We start from the raw sequence: 12,908 nt of genomic DNA, 5'->3' as shown, positions 1-12,908 counted from the left end.
TCGAACACCCCGCTCGGCTTCGGCCGAGGATTCACACAGGGCGGCCGCGCCGTCCGACCGATCGCCCCGGTGGGGTCAAGCACCGGGAGCGGACGGCCGGGCGGCGCGGTTCTTCGCTAGAGCGGCCGCGGTTCTGCGCTAGAGCGGCCAAGGGCCGAAGCGGCCCCAGGCGATGACGGCGGCGATGAGGAAGAGGGCGCCGTTGATGCCCAGCGAGGCGTACTCGCCTTTGCGCACATGGTAGGCGGCGGCGAGGACCATGACGAGCGCGAGGGCCGCGGCGGCGACGGGCGTGAGGATCACGGCGATGCCGAAGAGGCCGGGCAGGACGAGGCCGAGGGCGCCGAGGAACTCGGCGATGCCGACGAGTTTGACGGTGCCGGTGGAGAAGTCGTTCACCCAGGGCATGTTGGGGGCCAGCTTCTCCTTGGGCTGGGTGGTCTTCATCGCGCCGGCGGCGAGGAAGGCGAGGGCCAGGAGCCCTTGCAGGATCCACAGCAGCACGTTCATGGGGCACTCTCCGTTTGCAGATCGATGGAGGCCGCTGCCAAACGGAGCGGCCTATCCGGTTGTAGGCGGTGAGTGTAACAACATAAGCGGAGAGGTCATTCCACTTGGCTAGGATGGCGGGATGGAACCGACCCCGGACGCCCGCAAGCGCCCCCGGCGCCTCCGCTGCGACGCGGAGCAGAACCGCGACCGCATCATCGACGCCGCGCGCAAGGCGTTCCGACGCGAAGGGCTGAGCGCGTCGACGGCCTCGATCGCGCGGGCCGCGGGGGTCGGGATCGCGACGCTGTTCCGGCGGTTCCCGACCCGGACCGACCTCCTCGCGGCGGTGTTCGAGGACGCCATGGAGGGCAGCCGGGCGGCGGCGGTGGCCGCGGCGGGGCGGGAGTCGGCGTGGGACGGGTTCCGCGAGTACGTGGAGGCGGTGTGCGGGCTCCAGGCGGACAACCGCGGGTTCGCCGAGGCGCTGACGATGCACTTCGGGTCGGCGAAGGAGCTGGAGCGCAAGCGGCAGGAGGGCTTCGCGGCCTTCACGGGCCTCATCGAGCGGGCCAAGGCCGAGGGGCGGCTCCGGGAGGACTTCACCCCGGAGGACCTGCCGATCCTCCTCATGGCCAACGCCGGAGTCCTCGCAGCGGCTGGCGACGCCGCGGGAGAGGCGTCGCGCCGCCTCGTCGGCCAGATGCTCAGGGCCTTCGCGGCCGACCCGGTCGAACCCCTGCCTCCCGCACCCGCGCCCAAGCGGCTCCTGCGAGGCATGGTCCGCCAGCGCCGCGCGGGGGCGGCCTCGGGATAGGTAGGTGCCATGTCACGTGTGACATGGCACTGCGCGTGAAGTGAGTGCGGATCGCGGATCGCGGATCGCGGATCGCGGATCGCGGATCGCGGATCGCGGATCGCGGATCGCGGCGGGAGTGTACGACCTGGCAGTGCCGTGTCACGTGTGACGTATTACTGCCGCTGCAGTGCGCTAACCGGCGGCGAGTTTGGCGGCGAAGCCGATCATGACCGCGCCGACGAGGCCGTTGCCGGCCGCGGCGAGGCGGCGGCGTCGGCGGAAGGTCTGGGCGAGGCCGTCTCCGGCGAGGATGAGCGTGGTCAGGTAGGCCATGGAGATCGCCTGGATGATCACGTACAGGACGCCGTAGCTCAGGACCGGGTAGGCGTAGGCCGGGTCCACGAACTGGACGAAGAACGAGACGAAGAACAGGATGGCCTTGGGGTTGAGCAGGCTCGCGATGAGGGCCCGCATGAACGGCCGCTCGTTCACCGCGAGCGCGGGCGCGGGGGCCTCCTCGACCGCCTCGCCGCGGCGGGCGGCGCGCCAGGACTTGACGCCGCCGCGGATGAGTCCGAAGGCGAGCCAGGCGAGGTAGACGACGCCGGCCCAGCGGACCACGTTGTAGACCACGGGCGAGGTGGCGAAGACCGAGGCGAGGCCCGCGGCGGTGGCGACCATGATGACCGAGTCGCCGCAGAAGACGGCGGCCGCGGCCTTGAAGCCGTCGCGGCGCCCGCGGCGTGAGGCCACGGAGAGCACGTAGAGGGAGTTCGGTCCCGGCAGCAGGATGATGAGGACCGAGGCGACGACGTAGGTCCACAGGTCGACGGTGCCGAACACGGGCGGGTCCTCTCGGGCCGGGGAGCGGAGGTTTCGCGAGCGGCGCTCGCACAAACGGTCCCAGCGTACGACCCTGCCGACCAGTGCCGCAATCGGCTTCCCGGCCGATGGACGCCCGCCGGTCGGTCGGGCCGGAGACCTCTCGCGAGCGGGTCGGTGTCGCGGGCCCGGCCCAGGACCGTTCCCATCGCGGGCCGATCGGGGCCGCCGCGGCGCCGAGACCGCCCTACGGCCAGCGCGGGACCTCCTGGCACGGGTGGAGGTCGCCCTCGTCCTGGGCGTGGGAGTTGACCTGGGCGACCTCGGTGCCGAAGACCAGGTACTCGTGGAGGGAGCGGCGCAGGGCCGCGTCGGCCGCGATGCCGCCTTCCGCGGTGTCGAGGGCGGCGGCTCTGGCGACCGCGGCGTCGAAGAGCTCGATGAAGCGGGTGCGCTGCGCGTCGGTGATGGCGAGCCCCTGGTGGGATTCGAGGATCGTGGCGAACCCGCCGAGCTCGTCGGTGTAGCGGGTCGGGCCGCCGAAGACCTCGGCGAGGAACGCGGTCAGGTGGTCGACGTGGTGCGCGGCGCCCTCGCCGAAGAGCGGCTGGAGGATCGGGTCCTTGAGGACCGAGGAGTAGAAGTCGTTGACAGTGGACCGCAGGGATGCGTCGCCGCCGATGCGCTCGTAGATGGTCTCGTTGTGGCCCATGGGTGGTGCGCCCTTCGTCGGGCCGCGGCAGGCCGCGGCCGGGTCTCCTCGTTCCGACTCTAGTCCGGGGCGGGCGCCGGTCCCGCTCCACCGGGTGCGGCCGGGTGCCGGCGCTCGTGGACCGGCCTTATGCTGGGGACGAAGACGGGGCCGGAGCGCGTGCGGGTATGCGCTCCGGCCCCTACCCGTGTCAGGAGCCCGGTGCCGGGATCCGGTGCGGCGGCCCGGTGCCGGTGGTCGAGTGCCGTGCCCCGGTTCCGGGGCGCCGGGTCAGGAGTTGTCGAGGCGCGGGAGCACGAGCTCCTTGCCGATGAGCCGGATGGCGGCGTAGATCGGGACCGACAGCACCACGCCGACGACGCCGAAGAGCGTGCCGCCCACCAGGACCGCGACGATCGCGGCGAGGTTGGAGACCTTGACGGCGCTGCGCATGACCGTCGGGTAGATGACCCAGTTCTCCAGCTGCTGGTAGGCGATGAAGAAGATCGCGGAGGCGACGGCGGTCATCGGCGAGACCGCGAGCGCCACCAGGGTGACGACGACGGCGCCGATGGTGGCGCCGATCTGCGGGATGAGATCGAGCAGTGCCACCAGGAGCGCGAGGAGTGCGCCGTAGGGGATGCCGACGATCGCCATGAAGATCCACGACGAGATGCCCGCGACGAGGCCGATGGCGAGCGCGCCGATGAGGTAGGCGCCGACCTGCTTGAGGATGCCGTCGAGGATGCGGCCGGTCTGGTCGCGCTTGGAGGCGGCGACCAGGCGCAGGGTGCCCTGGCGGAGCTGGGAGTAGGACGCGAGGATGAACACGGTCAGCAGGATCGTGGTGACGGTCCAGACGAGGCCGCTGGCGGCCGAGGCCGCGCCGCCGGCGACGCCGCCGAGGGCCTTGGTGAGGTTGCCCGCGGTGAGGACGCCCTGGGCGCGTTCGAGCAGGCCCGACTCGCCGCCGAACTGCGCGGCGAGCTTGCTGTTCATGAGGGTCTGGTAGTAGTCGGGGACGTTCTCGACGAACTGCGCGGTCTCGCGGACGAGTGCGGGGATGATCGCGGCGATGCCGCCGCACAGGACCAGGAAGATCCCGAAGAGGAGGATCGTCATGGCGAGCCAGCGGGGCATGCCGCGGCGGACCATGGGGCTGATGATGCGCTCCAGGCCGACCGCGAGGAAGACCGCCACGACCAGCGCGGTGATGACCGTGCTGAGTTCCTGGAGCGACCAGACCAGGGCGTACGCGATGGCGAGGCCGAGGCCGAAGAGGGCCCCGGCGGCGATGGGCGGGCTCTGGGAGAGACTTCTGCGCAGCGGCAGTCCGGGTTTGTCAGCCATGGGCAATGTCTAGCAGATTCGTCGGAGCGGGGTCACTCTCGGTGTGCCGGTGTCGGGGTCCGGCTCTACTTTGACCGCTTGGCGGTAGACGTCGCCGAGGCGTTCGGCGGTGAAGACCTCGGCGGGCGGGCCGCAGGAGGCGATGCGGCCGTTGGCGAGCAGGGCGGTGCGGTCGGCGTAGGCGGCGGCGAGGTCGAGGTCGTGGAGGACGATGACGACGGCGCGGCCCTCGGCGGCGAGGTCGCGGCAGAGGCGGCCGACGAGTTCCTGGTGGCGGAGGTCGAGGGCGGCGGTGGGCTCGTCGAGGAGGACGAGGCCGGCGTCCTGGGCGATGACGCGGGCGAGCATGACGCGGGCCTGCTCGCCGCCGGAGAGGGAGGTGAAGGGCCGGGTCGCGAACGTCTCGGTCTCGCTGCGGGCCATGGCGGCGGCGATGCGGTCCTCGTCGTGGGCGCCGCGGTCGGTGCCGGCCCAGGGGGCGCGGCCCATCTCGACGACCTCGCGGGCGGTGAAGGGGAACGAGACGCCGTGGGCCTGGGGCAGGACGGCGCGGCGGCGGGCGGTGTCGAGGGGGCTCCAGTCGCGGATCGGCCGGTCCCACAGGAGGGCGTCGCCGGAGGACGGTTCGAGGTCGCCGGAGAGCGCGGCGAGGAGGGTGGACTTGCCGGCGCCGTTGGGGCCGACGAGGCCGAGGACTTCGCCGGCGTGCACGTCGAGGTCGACGCCGCACAGGATCTCTTTGCCGCCCAGGCGGACGTGGAGGCCGCGGGCGGCGGCGGGCCGGTCGGGGGTGGTGCCGGTGGCGGTGGTGCGGCGGGTGCGCAGGCGCATCAAGCCCAGCCTCCTTGGCGGCGTCGGGTGCGTCGGAGCAGCCAGAAGAAGAAGGGGCTGCCGACGAGGGCGGTGAGGATGCCGAGGGGGATCTCGGCGGGGGCGGCGACGGTGCGGGCGGCGAGGTCGGCCCAGACGATGACGGCGGCGCCGCCGATCGTGGAGAAGGGCAGGAGGGCGCGGTGCCCGGGGCCGGCCGCCATGCGGATGAGGTGCGGGACGACGAGGCCGATGAAGCCGATGACGCCCGAGACGGCGACGGCGGCGCCGGTGAGGAGGGCGACGATGACGATGAGGTGGAGGCGGAGGCGTTCGACGTCGACGCCGAGGTGGCGGGCGGGGCGTTCGCCGAGGGCGAGGAGGTCGAGGCGGCGGCCGTAGGTCGGGGCGAGGGCGAGGCCGATCGCGGCGAGCGGGAGGACGGCGAGGATCTTCGGCCAGGTGGCCTGGGAGAGGCTGCCCATCTGCCAGAACGTGATGGCGGTGATCTCGTCGTTGTCGGCGTAGAAGATGAAGACGCCGATGAGGGCCCCGGCGAGGCCGTTGACGGCGACGCCGGTGAGGACGAGGGTGACGACCTCGGTGCGTCCGCCCGAGCGGGACAGGAAGTACACGATGGACACGGTGACGACTCCGGCGGCGAAGGCGCACAGCGGGATCGTCCAGTTCCCGGCGAAGGTGAGGCCGAAGGCGATGGCGCAGACGGCGCCGACGGCGGCGCCGGAGCTGACGCCGATGACGCCGGGTTCGGCGAGGGGGTTGCCGAACATGCCCTGCATGAGGGCGCCGGCGCAGGCGAGGCTCGCGCCGACGACGACGCCGAGGACGACGCGCGGGAAGCGGATGTTCCACAGGACGCTCTCGCCGGTGCCCTCGACGGGGGCGCCCCCGAGGCCGAGCTTGTGCGCGATGGAGGCGAGGATGTCGCCGAGGGGGATCGCGAAGGCGCCGTTGGAGGCCGAGACGAGGACGCCGAGCGCGAGGAGCCCGGTGAGGCCGACGCCGAGGAGGGCCGGAACGGCCCAGCGGCGACGCCGGGCCGGGCCGGGGCCCTCGGTGGTCGAGGCGGCAGGCGGGGCGGCGGTCGCGGTCACGCGGCGGCTCCTCGGAATCGGCGGGCCGGGCCCGGTGTTCGGGGCGCTGGCAGTCGGGGTGCTGGCAGTCGGAGCGCTCGCGGTCGGGGTGCCATGTGACATGCCACTGTGCTGAGTAGTGCGGCAGCAGCGGTCCGGCGCCGCGGGCGCGGCGCGGGCGGCATGTGACATGCCACTGCACGCGGCAGCATGTGGAAGTCCGCTCGGCCGTGCGGCAAGGGCGGCTTCGGCACGGGTGCCATATGGCACGGCACTGCGCGGAGTGGTTTGGAGCTTGCAGCCCAGCGCCGCGAGCGCAGCACTTGTGGCATGTGACATGCCACTGTGTCCGACAGGGCGCGGGAGGCCGCTCTGTCGTGCGGCGGGGGCAGGTACAGCACGGATGCCATGTGACATGGCACCGCCTGGGCGGGTGCGGTGGTCATGCGGGTTCGCCGTGGAGTTGGCGGGCGAGGTCGGCGACGATGTCGCCGGTGCGGGGGCCGTAGTTGAGCATGATGCCGTCGGGGAGGTGGGCGATGCGCTCGTTTTCGCCTGCGGGGGTCTGGGCGACGCCGGGGAGCTCCAGGAGGCCCTCGACGCCTCCGACCGAGTCGAGTCCCTTGTCCATCACCAGGATCACGTCGGGCGCGGCGGCGGCCAGCGCCTCGGGGGTGAGTTCGATGAAGTCGCCTTCGAGGGCTTCGGCGCCCGCGTCGATGCCCCCGGCGGCCTCGATGAGGGAGGCGGCGCCGGAGTCGCGGGCGCCGATCATGTAGACGGACGCGGAGCCGCGCAGGTAGAGGAACGCCACGCGCGGCGGGTCGGAGAGGTCGAGTCCTTCGGTGGCGGCGGCGATGCCCGCCTCGGTGCGCTCGACGAGCTGCGCGCCGAGGTCGGGGACGCCGAAGGCCGCGGCGACGGCGGTGATGCGCTCGGCGGCGGCGTCGATCCCGTCGGCGGGGTCGAAGACGACGATCGGCACGCCCGCGGCGGCGATCTGGTCGAGCGCGGTCTGGGGCCCGGAGCCGGTCTCGGCGAGGACGAGGTCGGGCTGGAGCGAGAGGACGCCCTCGGCGGAGATGTCGTGGCCGTGGCTGACGATCGGGAGGTCGGCGGCCTGCTCGAAGGTCGCGGTGATGTCGCGGGCGACCACGCGGTCCCCGAGGCCGAGGGTGAAGACGATCTCCGAGAGCGAGCCCGAGAGCGGCACGATCGCGTCGGCGGACGCGATGGTGACCGCCGCGCCGGTGGCGTCGGTGACGGTGGCGGGAAGGCCGGGCTCGGTGCCCTCGGCGATGGGGTCGACGCGGTCGACGGTCTCCCCAGCGGCGGTGTCCGCATCGGCATCGCTTGTGCCGCAACCGGTCAGGGCGAGGAGGACCGCGGCGCCGAGGGCGGTCGCGGTCGTGCGGGCGGTCCGGCGGGGGCGGGTGCTGCGCACGGGCGTCTCCAGTTCTGTGGTCGGGCGGCCGATCGAGCATAGGTTAGGCTTCGCTAACTATTGTTAGCACCCCCTTTGCTCGATGCATGGAACTTAGGTTAGCCTTGCCTTCGTTGAATGTGAATACGGAGGTTCCCCCCATGCCCCACGCCACCCGCATCGCGGGAGCACTGACCGCGGCCGCGGCCCTGGTCGCCACGCTCCTGCTGTGGGCCGCCCCCGCGAGCGCCGACGACCTCTCCGGAGGCCGCCTCGACTGGGGCGTCAAGGAGTCGTTCCGGACCTACATCACCGGCTCGATCGCCCAGGGCGAGGTGCGGACCGGCGACGGCGCGTCCACCGTGGACGGGGACTACCGGTTCCACTCCGCCTCCGGCGCGTACGAGGACGGCACCGCCGTCGTCGACTACCAGGGCTGGGTCTACTTCTGGGGGCACGACGGCGAACTCGACCTCACGTTCGCGAACCCGTCAGTGGAGTACTCCGGCTCGTCCGGAACGCTCTACGTGTACGTCAACGGCACCCGCACCGACATGGCGAGCCTGGGCGGCGCGAGCCTCGAAGCCTCCGGCGGCACCGTCTCCGTCAGCGGCGCCGGCGCCACGCTCACCGCCAACGGCGCCGCCGCGTTCGCCGGGTACTACGAGGCGGGCCAGGAGCTCGACCCCGTGTCCTTCAGCGCCGACGTGGCCGCCGCGCCCGCGGAGACCGAGGAGCCGAGCGAGGCCGCGACCACCGAGGCGCCCGGCGGCACCGTGGCCGGCGCGGTCGTGGACTGGGGCGTGCGCACCTCGTGGCGCGACTACGTGTCCGGCGACATCGCCGCGGGCGCATGGACCGTCGCCGACGGCGCGGCAGACGGCGGCGCGGTCTTCCGCTTCGCCGAGGGCGCGGGCACCGCCACCGCGCGCGACTACGAGCTCGCGTTCCAGGGCACCGTCGCGTTCACCGGGACCGATGTGGACCTCGCGATCACCGACCCGGTCGTCACCGCGACCGACGGGAAGGGCGTGCTCTCGGCCGAGGTCGCCGGGACCCGCGTCGACCTGGTGGCCTTCACGGCCGAGCTGGTCGAGACCGGCGGCGTGCTGCTCGCCGAGGACGTCCCCACGGTCCTCACCGAAGCGGCGGTGCCCGTCTTCGGCGGGTTCTACCAGGCCGGAGACCCCATGGACCCGCTGCTCATCGCCGTGCCGCTCACCGCTGACGCGATACTGCCGGCCCTGCCCGACCTCGGCTCGGACCCCGCCCCGGTCGAGACCGGCGCGAGCGAGGCGACGAGCGCCGACGAGGCGTCCACTGAGGACGGCGTGGACCCGCTGGTGTGGACCGTCCCCGCCGCCGTTGCGCTCCTCCTCGGCGCCGGAGCCGCGGTCGTCGCGGTCGTCCAGCGCCGCAAGCGATCCGAAGCCACCCCGGAGGCCGCCCCCTCCGCGGGCACCCCTGAAGAAGAGGACACCCCCGAAGCGGCCGGGACCGGCGGCGACGCCGCCCCGGCGAACGACAAGGAGAAATGACCCATGAGAGCCCCCGTCAGAAAGCGCCTCGCGGTCCTGTCCGCGGTCGCACTGGGCGCCGGCACGGTCCTCGGACTCGCCGCCCTCCCCGCCCAGGCCCAGGAGCCCGCCGCTTACCCCATCGTGGACGGTTCGGTCACCTGGGGCGTCAAGGAGACCTTCCGCAACTACGTGACCGGCCCCATCGCGGGCGGTGCGATCGAGGTCGTGGACGGCGCCGCCCAGAACGGGGACGGCACCTTCACCTTCGCGCCCGTCACCGGCACGCTCGACCAGACGACCCAGACCACCGCGACCGAGTCCGGCGGCGGCGTCCGCTTCACCGGCCACCACGGCGCGCTCGACCTCCTCATCGAGAACGTCGCGACCGTCAGCGACACCGTGGGCTACACGGGCGCGATCTACGCCGACGTGACCTCCAACGGGGAGGTCTTCGAGGACGTCCACTTCGCCGACTTCGAAGTGGGCCAGTGGACCTGGGTCGACGGGTTCACCACCCTCACCGACGCCCCCGTGACCCTGACCGCCGACGGCGCCGAGGCGTTCGCCGGGTTCTACCAGGCCGGAGCGGCCCTCGACCCGATCACGATCGCCTACGAGGCCGACCTGACCGAGGAGCCCTCCGAGGAGGAGTCGAGCTCCGAGGCCCCGACCACGGAGGAGCCGGGCGGCGAGGTCTACGACGTCACCGGCGGCGACGCCGACTGGGGCGTCAAGGAGTCCTTCCGGGACTACGTCACCGGCCCGATCGCGAACGGCGAGATCACCGTCCAGGAACCGGCCGCGGAGAACGAGGACGGGACCTACCGCTTCCCCGACGCCTCGGGCACCTTCGCGGCCGAGACGTGCAGCCTCGACGCCGCCTTCGCGGGCGGGGTCAACTTCTACGGCCACGAGGGCGAACTCGACCTCGACCTGGCCGACGTGAGCGTCAAGTCCACCGACGGCGGCCTCGCGGTGTTCTCCGGCGACACCCGGATCGCCGACGTGGCGGTCGACGAGCTCGCGATCGAGGACGGCGTCGTCGCGGTCTCCGGTGCGGCGGCCGTGGTCGCGGCCGACGGGGTGGACTGGTTCGGCGGGTTCTACCCGGCGGGCTCCGAGCTCGACGCGCTGTCGTTCAGCGTCGCGGTCGACGGCGCCCCCGACACCACCTGCGAGCCGACCGGCAACCCCGGCGGCGGTGGCGGCGGCGAGGAGACCACGACCGGCGCCTCCGGCGCGGGCTCGCCGAAGCTCCCGGTCACCGGTTCCCCGCTGACCTTGTTCATCGCCGCGGCCGGCGCGCTCCTCGCCGGCGGCGCGGCGGTCATGGTCCTGGCGCGCCGCCGCGCGCTCCAGCCCTAGCCTCACTCACACGGAGGGGCCGCCCCGCCTGCAATCCGGGCGGCCCCTCCCCTCTCGCACGAGCGAGGGCCGGTGGCGATGCCACCGGCCCTCCGCGCGTCCCGTTCAGGACGTGAAGCCCTCGGTGAAGAGGCGGCGGGTCTGGGAGCGGCGCACCCACGCGATCGCGGCGAACACCACGAGCAGGATCAGCGGGGTGACGACCGGGAAGTCCAGGATCGTGGCGTTGAAGATCGCGGCGCCGATCATGAGCAGGCCCAGGCAGGTCGCGGCCAGACCGGACAGGCGCGGGATCAACAGGCCGACCCCGCCGGCGACTTCCAGGGCCCCGATCGCGTACATGAACCAGTCGCCCCAGCCGATGAGGTCGAAGCCCGCCGCCGCGGACTCGGCGCCGAGCAGCTTCGGGGTGCCCGAGGCGACGATGATGAAGGCGGCCGCGAGGGCCTGGAGGACCCAGAAGGCGACGTGCGGGCCGCGTCCGGGGCGGGCGGCGGCGCCCGCGGCGGAATCGTCGGCGGCGGCGTCGCCGGAGGCAAGGTCGTTGGGGGCAATCTCGTTGGTGCTCATGGTGTCTCGTCCTTCCGAGGGATGTCGGGCTCTCGTAGGTGCAGACGAGGCGAACCGCCCGGATTCATCGCCGCGGGACGCCGTTCCCGGACCGGTGTCGGCGCGCGGGGATACGGTGAGGTCATGATCGACAGCCGACAGGTGGTCCGCTACCGCACCCGCGTCCAGCAGCTCGACCGCGAGGACGGCACGCTCGCCGACACCGCGGTCCTCGACCTCGGCGCCCAGGAGACCGGGCCAGACGGGGCGATGTGGGCGCTGGCGGTGCGCGGACTCGACGCCGACGAGGCGAACCTGGTCTGGCTGTGGACCCTGCGCGGCGCCCCGCACGCGTACCGGCGGTCCGACCTGAACGCGGTCGCCGCGGCCGTCGCCCCGTGGTCGGACGCCGACGCGGCCAAGCGGATCTTCGACGCCTCCAAGCCGCTCAAGGCCGCGGGCATCCCGATCCTGGAGGCCCTCGACACGGTCGCCGCCGAGATGCGCGCGACCGTCAAGGCCCCCATGGTGAAAGGCGACGTCTCGGGCCGGCTCCACGAGACGCTGCCGGAGCCGTACCAGCGGTTCTGCCGGTCCTGCGACGCGGTGCACCTGTACGAGATGCCGTTCCGGCTCGCCGCCGTCCGCGCCGGACTCGAGCTGGAGCCGCACACCTCGCCGCCGGTCCTCAAGCCCGCCAAGGGGTTCGAGGCAGGCACGACGTTCCCCGACCGGCTCGACCCGGTCCGGGCGTACCTGCACCTGTGCGGGCCGGCCACGGTCAAGGAGGTCGCCGAGTACGTCGACTCGCCCGTCAAGGAGGTCAAGGCGCACTGGCCCGAGGACGCCGTCGAGATCGAGGTCGCGGGCGAGCCGCGGTGGATCCTCGCCGGGGACGAGGCGGCGCTGCGCGAGGCCGACGCCGAGGCGGTGCGGCTCGTCGGCCCCTACGACCTGCTGCTCCAGTCGCGCGACCGCAGACTCCTCGTGGACGACCCCGCGAAGGCGAAGGCGCTGTGGCCGGTCCTCGGGCGCCCCGGCGCGCTCCTGGCGGGCGGCCGGATCGCGGGGCTGTGGCGGCCACGCAAGTCCGGGAAGCGGTTCACGGTCCTCCTGGAGCCGTGGGGCCGGCTCACCGCCGCCGAGCGGACGTCGGTGGAGGCCGAGGCCGAGCGGCTGGCCGCGTTCCGCGGAGCCGCCCTCACGGGCGTCGAGTACGCGGCCTGACCTACTCGCCGGTCCGGCCGTCGACCGCCTCGCGGATGAGGTCGGCGTGGCCGTTGTGGCGCGCGTACTCCTCGATCATGTGGACCAGGAGCCAGCGCAGGGTCGGCGTGCGACCGTCCTTCCAGGTGCGCACGGCCAGGCGGTCGAGCCCGCCGTCGGCCATCGCCTCGGCGGTGAGGGCGCGCACGCGGTCGACCTCCCGCTCCCACAGGGCGAGGAGCGCTTCGGGGGTGTCGCCGGCGGCGGAGTGCCAGTCCCAGTCGCGGTCGGCCTTCCAGTCCACGGAGTCCCACGGCTCGCCCATCGGGCGGCCGAACAGGTCCTCGGCGAACCAGCTGATCTCGACCAGCGCGAGGTGCTTCATCATGCCGCCCAGCGTCATCGTGGAGGCGCCGACGGTGGTGTTCAGGCCCGCCGCGTCCAGGCCGCTCACCTTCCAGGCGAAGGTGGCGCGGTGGAATTCGAGGAAGCCGAGCAGCGTCGCGGCCTCGTCGCCGCCGACCGGGGGCTCGGGTCGGCCCTGTGCGTCGATGATCGTCATGACCGGACTGTAGCGGGCCGGACCGCGCGCTCGACGACCTGGCGCGTCGCGGGCGGGTGCCGGACGAGCCGGTGCCCGCTCCCCCGGATCCGAGGAGCGGGCACCGGAGGCCGCGTGAACGGTGGTGGTCGTCGGTCGCATTGCGGCGGTGTCGGTTTCAGGAGTGGCTGCTTCAGCGGCGGCGGTTTCAGGGCAAGAAAAAAGGCCCCACCGCAACGAACCGAAACG

The 12,908-nt window shown here is 73.1% G+C and carries 13 protein-coding genes; 4 read left to right on the top strand and 9 right to left on the bottom strand.

The window, feature by feature from the left end; all coding sequences use genetic code 11:
- Window positions 1-138: 138 nt before the first annotated feature.
- Complete coding sequence (locus BLS99_RS05570; RefSeq protein WP_091045137.1) at window positions 139-510, bottom strand: DoxX family protein; 372 nt, start codon at window positions 508-510, stop codon at window positions 139-141.
- A gap of 121 nt (window positions 511-631) precedes the next feature.
- On the opposite strand from BLS99_RS05570, the gene BLS99_RS05565 reads away from it, so the two are divergent.
- A complete protein-coding gene (locus BLS99_RS05565; protein WP_091045132.1) occupies window positions 632-1,306 on the top strand; it encodes a TetR/AcrR family transcriptional regulator in 675 nt (224 codons plus the stop codon).
- Window positions 1,307-1,480: 174 nt separating this feature from the next.
- Here BLS99_RS05565 and leuE read toward each other — a convergent pair whose 3' ends face one another.
- From leuE to BLS99_RS05535, 6 genes are all read right to left on the bottom strand, one after another.
- Entirely contained in the window at window positions 1,481-2,131 is a 651-nt protein-coding gene (gene leuE, locus BLS99_RS05560; RefSeq protein WP_091045130.1) for a leucine efflux protein LeuE, read from the bottom strand.
- Window positions 2,132-2,357: 226 nt separating this feature from the next.
- Complete coding sequence (locus BLS99_RS05555) at window positions 2,358-2,822, bottom strand: group II truncated hemoglobin (protein WP_091045127.1); 465 nt, start codon at window positions 2,820-2,822, stop codon at window positions 2,358-2,360.
- A 270-nt stretch (window positions 2,823-3,092) separates the two neighbouring features.
- The gene (locus tag BLS99_RS05550; RefSeq protein ID WP_091045123.1) at window positions 3,093-4,151 is read right to left on the bottom strand and encodes an AI-2E family transporter; all 1,059 of its coding nucleotides are present in this window, start codon (window positions 4,149-4,151) and stop codon (window positions 3,093-3,095) included.
- 9 nt (window positions 4,152-4,160) lie between these two features.
- The gene (locus BLS99_RS05545; RefSeq protein WP_091045120.1) at window positions 4,161-4,982 is read right to left on the bottom strand and encodes a heme ABC transporter ATP-binding protein; all 822 of its coding nucleotides are present in this window, start codon (window positions 4,980-4,982) and stop codon (window positions 4,161-4,163) included.
- Complete coding sequence (locus tag BLS99_RS05540) at window positions 4,982-6,178, bottom strand: FecCD family ABC transporter permease (RefSeq protein WP_091045117.1); 1,197 nt, start codon at window positions 6,176-6,178, stop codon at window positions 4,982-4,984. The genes BLS99_RS05545 and BLS99_RS05540 overlap by 1 nt, the downstream gene beginning before the upstream one ends.
- A 319-nt stretch (window positions 6,179-6,497) precedes the next feature.
- Window positions 6,498-7,499, bottom strand: coding sequence for a heme/hemin ABC transporter substrate-binding protein (locus BLS99_RS05535; RefSeq protein WP_091045114.1), 1,002 nt, complete (start codon window positions 7,497-7,499; stop codon window positions 6,498-6,500).
- Window positions 7,500-7,639: 140 nt separating this feature from the next.
- On the opposite strand from BLS99_RS05535, the gene BLS99_RS05530 reads away from it, so the two are divergent.
- A complete protein-coding gene (locus BLS99_RS05530) occupies window positions 7,640-9,016 on the top strand; it encodes an HtaA domain-containing protein (RefSeq protein ID WP_091045111.1) in 1,377 nt (458 codons plus the stop codon).
- A 3-nt stretch (window positions 9,017-9,019) separates the two neighbouring features.
- A complete protein-coding gene (locus BLS99_RS05525) occupies window positions 9,020-10,363 on the top strand; it encodes an HtaA domain-containing protein (protein WP_091045108.1) in 1,344 nt (447 codons plus the stop codon).
- Between the two features lie 105 nt (window positions 10,364-10,468).
- Here the strand turns inward: BLS99_RS05525 and BLS99_RS05520 are convergent, their stop codons facing one another.
- A complete protein-coding gene (locus tag BLS99_RS05520; protein ID WP_091045105.1) occupies window positions 10,469-10,933 on the bottom strand; it encodes a DoxX family protein in 465 nt (154 codons plus the stop codon).
- A 123-nt stretch (window positions 10,934-11,056) separates the two neighbouring features.
- Here BLS99_RS05520 and BLS99_RS05515 point away from each other — a divergent pair, with 123 nt between their 5' ends.
- Window positions 11,057-12,139: a winged helix DNA-binding domain-containing protein gene (locus BLS99_RS05515; RefSeq protein ID WP_091045103.1), complete on the top strand. Its 1,083-nt coding sequence runs from the start codon at window positions 11,057-11,059 to the stop codon at window positions 12,137-12,139.
- 1 nt (window position 12,140) lies between these two features.
- On the opposite strand, the gene BLS99_RS05510 is transcribed toward BLS99_RS05515, so the two are convergent.
- Entirely contained in the window at window positions 12,141-12,680 is a 540-nt protein-coding gene (locus BLS99_RS05510; protein ID WP_091045100.1) for a DinB family protein, read from the bottom strand.
- Window positions 12,681-12,908: the final 228 nt, after the last annotated feature.

The organism is Glycomyces sambucus (genome assembly GCF_900102815.1).
Lineage (GTDB): Bacteria > Actinomycetota > Actinomycetes > Mycobacteriales > Micromonosporaceae > Glycomyces > Glycomyces sambucus.
This window is presented reverse-complemented; position numbering and strand designations above follow the sequence as displayed.

Excerpts from the sequence above, each read along its gene's own strand:
- BLS99_RS05545 (WP_091045120.1), bottom strand. The coding sequence starts at position 4,982 with ATGCGCCTGCGCACCCGCCGCACCACCGCCACCGGCACCACCCCCGAC.
- BLS99_RS05520 (WP_091045105.1), bottom strand. The coding sequence starts at position 10,933 with ATGAGCACCAACGAGATTGCCCCCAACGACCTTGCCTCCGGCGACGCC.
- BLS99_RS05565 (WP_091045132.1), top strand. The coding sequence starts at position 632 with ATGGAACCGACCCCGGACGCCCGCAAGCGCCCCCGGCGCCTCCGCTGC.
- BLS99_RS05550 (WP_091045123.1), bottom strand. The coding sequence starts at position 4,151 with ATGGCTGACAAACCCGGACTGCCGCTGCGCAGAAGTCTCTCCCAGAGC.
- BLS99_RS05510 (WP_091045100.1), bottom strand. The coding sequence starts at position 12,680 with ATGACGATCATCGACGCACAGGGCCGACCCGAGCCCCCGGTCGGCGGC.
- BLS99_RS05515 (WP_091045103.1), top strand. The coding sequence starts at position 11,057 with ATGATCGACAGCCGACAGGTGGTCCGCTACCGCACCCGCGTCCAGCAG.
- BLS99_RS05540 (WP_091045117.1), bottom strand. The coding sequence starts at position 6,178 with ATGTCACATGGCACCCCGACCGCGAGCGCTCCGACTGCCAGCACCCCG.
- BLS99_RS05555 (WP_091045127.1), bottom strand. The coding sequence starts at position 2,822 with ATGGGCCACAACGAGACCATCTACGAGCGCATCGGCGGCGACGCATCC.
- BLS99_RS05570 (WP_091045137.1), bottom strand. The coding sequence starts at position 510 with ATGAACGTGCTGCTGTGGATCCTGCAAGGGCTCCTGGCCCTCGCCTTC.
- BLS99_RS05525 (WP_091045108.1), top strand. The coding sequence starts at position 9,020 with ATGAGAGCCCCCGTCAGAAAGCGCCTCGCGGTCCTGTCCGCGGTCGCA.
- BLS99_RS05530 (WP_091045111.1), top strand. The coding sequence starts at position 7,640 with ATGCCCCACGCCACCCGCATCGCGGGAGCACTGACCGCGGCCGCGGCC.